Here is a 4181-nt window from a genome sequence, read left to right as displayed (position 1 = left end):
ACCCCAGCCTGCTGGCCGATGACAAGGACATGCTGGAAGACCTCGTCGCCGCCGCCTTCAACGACGCAGCCCGCCGCGCCGAGGCGACCAGCTCCGAGAAGATGGGCAAGCTGACGCAAGGCATGCCGATGCCCCCCGGCATGAAGTTCCCGTTTTGATGGCCCACCCCCGAGGCGCTTCGCGCCTCCCCCTCAAGGGGGCGCAGCCAGTGGCCTGGCAAAGCCAGTTCCACGGCTGCCGCTTGATGAGATCGCGCCTGCGGCTGCGATCGTTTACTGACAACGTGGCTTCGATTTGAACGCACTGGATACGCTTGTTGAGGCGCTCAAGCGCCTGCCCGGCGTGGGCCAGAAGTCGGCCCAGCGCATGGCTTACCACCTGCTGCAGCATGACCGGCTGGCTATGCCGCGCCTTGCCGATGCGCTGACGGCGGCGGGCGAGCACATCAAGCATTGCGAGCGTTGCCACACCTTCAGCGAAACGCCGATCTGCAGCGTCTGCGCGGACGCCGACCGCGACGCGCGGCTGCTGTGCGTCGTCGAGACGCCGGCCGACCAGGCCGCGCTGGAGCGCACCGCTTCCTACCGCGGCTACTACTTCGTGCTGCTGGGACGGCTGTCGCCGCTCGACGGCATCGGCACGCGCCAGATCGGCGCGGCCGAGTTGCTGGCGCGGGCGAGCGAGGAAGGTGTCGAGGAAGTCATCCTCGCCACCAGCTTCACCGCCGAGGGCGAGGCCACGGCCCATGTACTGGCCGAGGCGCTGCGGGCGCGGAGCATCAAGTCGACGCGGCTTGCGCGCGGCGTGCCGGTGGGCAGTGAGCTCGAATACGTGGACCTGGGCACCATCGCTCATGCCTTGACTGATCGACGCTGAGGAAGCCCGGATGACGATTGCCCAACTCTGCCTGCTCGTCGCCTGCCTGCTGCCCCTGGGCTGCACATTCCTGGCCAAGTCCAAGGGCTTCGGCAAGCGCAGGCGTGATGGCGGTTTCGACAACAACCAGCCGCGCGAATGGCTGGCCAAGCTCGACGGCTGGCAGGCGCGGGCCAACGCGGCCCAGGCCAACAGCTGGGAGGCCCTGCCCATCTTCGTCGCCGGCCTCTTTGTCGCCCATCAGCACCAGGCCGCGCAGGGCAGCGTGGATGCGCTGGCCGTGGGATTCGTCGCTGCGCGCCTGGCCTTCATTGGCCTCTATGTGGCGGACCGCGCCTCGCTGCGCTCACTGGTGTGGGCTGCAGGCCTGGCGGCCTGCGTCGCACTGTTCCTCGTTCGCTGAAACAAGGCTCAAGGCGTGGCCGCGGCCACGACGGTGCGGCCCTTGCCGCCCTTGCCCTTGGGCTGCGCCTTGGCGGCCACCTTCACGACCTTGGCGGGCGTCGCCTTGGCCACCGGTGCCTTGGCCGGCGAATAGGCGGTGTAGACGACGACGGCCTGGCCCGGCTTGAGGCGGCCGTTGGCGGCCAGCTTGTTCCACTGCGCCACCTGCTCGCTGCGCACCTTGTAGCGGGCGGCGATGGTGGCCACGGTGTCAGCCTTGCCGGCCTTGTGCGTCACACGGCGCAGCGGCGGCGCGTCGGGCGCGAGGTTGAGCGCGGCGGTGTCAGCCAGGCGCTCGGACACGTCGGCGACGATGTGTTCGCCGCGCGGCACCAGCAGCGTCGAACCGGCCTTCACGAGCATCTTGGGCGGAATCTTGTTGATGTCGCGCAGCAGCGCTTCGCTGGTGCCGGCACGCTTGGCGGCCTCGCCCGGGCTCATGGTCTTGGGCACGACCCAGGCCGTCCAGCTCGCGAGCGGGCCGCTGTGGCGGGCCAGGTTCTCGGCGAAGGCACTGGCCTGGTCATAAGGCAGCAGCACCTGGGGCGTGGCGGCGGCCAGGATGACCGGCTTGTTCATCTGCGGGTTGAACTGCTGGAAGGTTTCCAGCGTGATGCCGGCAAGCTGGGCGGCCAGGGCCACGTCGATGTCGCGCTCGATCTTCACGCTCAGGAAATACGGGTGGTTGGCCACCACCGGCAGCGTCAGCGCATAGCGATCGGGTGCGAAGACGATGTTCTTCACCGCCTGCAGCTTGGGCACGTAGTAGCGCGTTTCATCGGGCATCTTCAGGCTGGCGTAGTCGGTCGGCAGGCCGAGCTTTTGATTGCGCGCCACCGCCTTCTGCACATTGCCCTGGCCCCAGTTGTAGGCCGCCAGCGCCAGATGCCAGTCACCGAACTGCTTGTGCAGGCGGCCGAGGTAGTCCAGCGCGGCGCGGGTGGAGGCCAGCACGTCGCGTCGGTCGTCGCGGAAGATGTTCTGCTTGAGATCGAAGTCGCGCCCGGTGGCGGGCATGAACTGCCACATGCCGGTAGCCTTGGCCGTCGACACGGCGTGCGTGACGAAGGCGCTCTCCACGAAGGGCAGCAGGGCCAGCTCGGCAGGCATGCCGCGCTTCTCGACTTCGTCCAGGATGTGGAAGAGGTAGCGGCTGCCGCGCGTCGTCATGCGCTCGACGTAGTCGGGGCGCGCGGTGTACCAGGCCTCGGCCTTGCGCACCCAGTCGTCGTCCAGGTCCTGCAGCTGGAAGCCCTTGCGCACGCGGGCCCACAGGTCGGCGTTCACATCCGGCGCGTCGAGGTCGATCTTCTCGCCGGGGCGCAGGTTGTCCTCGAGCAGCTCGGCCGCGATGGCGCGCACCGGCGCGGGTGCCGCGAGCGTCAGCGGCGCGGGGGCAGGTTCAGCGGCAACGGGGAGTGGGGTAGGCGGGGTGTCGAGGCTGGCGGGATCGACCGGAGCGGTGGTGGCGCAGGCGGCAAGCAGGGCAGCCAAAAGGATCGGAGAAAGGCGCGCGAGCGCCTTGGGAGAGAGTCGGTGAATCAGGGTCATCGGAATCCGTTCTTCCATTCGCGCAAGGTGGCGAACACATCGACCGGGCTGGGCGCGGCCGGGAGTTTGAGGGGGGCGTGGCGGCGAGCGGCCTCACGCAGAGCGGCTTCGGTACAACGCAGGAAAGGGTTGATGCGCACCTCGTTGCCGATGCGGCCGGGCAGCGTGGGCCGGCCGGCGGCGCGCTCGGCCTCGCACCAGGCGGCGTAGGTCGCCAGCGCCGCGTTGGCCGGGTCCACCTCGCGCGCAAAGCGCAGGTTGGACAGGGTGTATTCATGGGCGCAACAGACCCGGGTCTCGGACGGCAGCGCGGCCAGGGATTGCAGCGAGGCATGCATCTGCGCCGGCGTGCCTTCGAAGAGGCGGCCACAGCCGGCGCTGAAGAGGGTGTCGCCGCAGAAGAGCAGGGGGTCGCTGCCAGGGACGTCAGCAGCGAAGTAGGCGATGTGACCCGCCGTATGGCCCGGCACGTCCATGACGGCGAACTTGAGGCCGAGCAACTCGACCGCATCGCCGCCATGCAGGCGCTGTACTGGCTCAGGCAGCTCCTCGTGGACGGGGCCGTAGATGGGGCCTTGCAGGCGCGGCCGCAGTGCGTCGACGCCACCGACGTGATCGCTATGGTGGTGGGTCAATAGAATGCCCGCCAGCGTCAGGCCCCGGGCATCCAGCGCCGCAGCCACCGGCGCGGCGTCGCCGGGGTCGACGACGAGGGCCTCGCGGCCGTTGTCCAGCAGCCAGAGGTAGTTGTCGTCGAATGCAGGAAGCGGCGTGAGCGTCAAACTGAGCGTCAATGGCGCCAACCCATGACAGATAAAGCGCCGAGTATAGATTTGACAGCCTGGCTGCAAACCCCGCCCGGGCACCATCTGCTTGCCTGGGAGCAGGCCCAGGTCGACGCAGCCGTGACCGATTTGTTCGGGTTTCACGCCTTACAACTCGGCCTGCCCGAACTGAACGGTCTGCAGACCAACCGCATGCCCCACCGCTGGCTGGCCGGTCGTGACCTGCTTTGCGATTTTGACGCGCTACCTTTCGAAAGCGCCAGCCTCGACCTCGTGCTGCTGCCGCACGCGCTGGAGCTGGCGCCCGACGCCCACGCCTTGCTGCGCGAAGTCGAGCGCGTGCTGCGGCCCGAGGGGCGGCTCATCGTCTTCGGCCTGAACCCGGCCAGCCTCTGGGGCCTGCGCCAGAACCTCGGCCGCCTCAAGCGCCGCGGCGAGCCCTATCTGCCCCGTGATGGCGACTTCATCGGCTACTGGCGGCTGCGCGACTGGCTCAAGCTGCTGAGTTTTGACGTCGAGGCGGCG

The 4181-nt window shown here is 68.7% G+C and carries 6 protein-coding genes; 4 read left to right on the top strand and 2 right to left on the bottom strand.

All coding sequences use genetic code 11. The features are described 5' to 3' along the window. From ACXJKR_RS26040 to ACXJKR_RS26030, 3 genes are all read left to right on the top strand, one after another. The coding region (locus ACXJKR_RS26040) for a YbaB/EbfC family nucleoid-associated protein (protein WP_457325273.1) at window positions 1–158 on the top strand (158 nt) is incomplete at its 5' end. 136 nt (window positions 159–294) lie between these two features. Then, on the top strand, window positions 295–876 hold the full coding sequence (gene recR / locus ACXJKR_RS26035) for a recombination mediator RecR (protein WP_457325272.1): 582 nt from the start codon (window positions 295–297) through the stop codon (window positions 874–876). 10 nt (window positions 877–886) lie between these two features. Continuing rightward, a complete protein-coding gene (locus ACXJKR_RS26030; RefSeq protein ID WP_056198029.1) occupies window positions 887–1279 on the top strand; it encodes an MAPEG family protein in 393 nt (130 codons plus the stop codon). Between the two features lie 8 nt (window positions 1280–1287). On the opposite strand, the gene ACXJKR_RS26025 is transcribed toward ACXJKR_RS26030, so the two are convergent. Further along, complete coding sequence (locus ACXJKR_RS26025; RefSeq protein WP_457325271.1) at window positions 1288–2871, bottom strand: transglycosylase SLT domain-containing protein; 1584 nt, start codon at window positions 2869–2871, stop codon at window positions 1288–1290. Then, complete coding sequence (gene gloB, locus ACXJKR_RS26020) at window positions 2868–3653, bottom strand: hydroxyacylglutathione hydrolase (RefSeq protein ID WP_457325270.1); 786 nt, start codon at window positions 3651–3653, stop codon at window positions 2868–2870. The genes ACXJKR_RS26025 and gloB overlap by 4 nt, the downstream gene beginning before the upstream one ends. Before the next feature lie 51 nt (window positions 3654–3704). On the opposite strand from gloB, the gene ACXJKR_RS26015 reads away from it, so the two are divergent. Beyond that, window positions 3705–4181, top strand: a 477-nt coding sequence (locus ACXJKR_RS26015; RefSeq protein WP_457325268.1) for a class I SAM-dependent methyltransferase, incomplete at its 3' end; no start/stop codon positions are given.

Source organism: Roseateles sp. P5_E11 (assembly GCF_054049355.1).
This window is presented reverse-complemented; position numbering and strand designations above follow the sequence as displayed.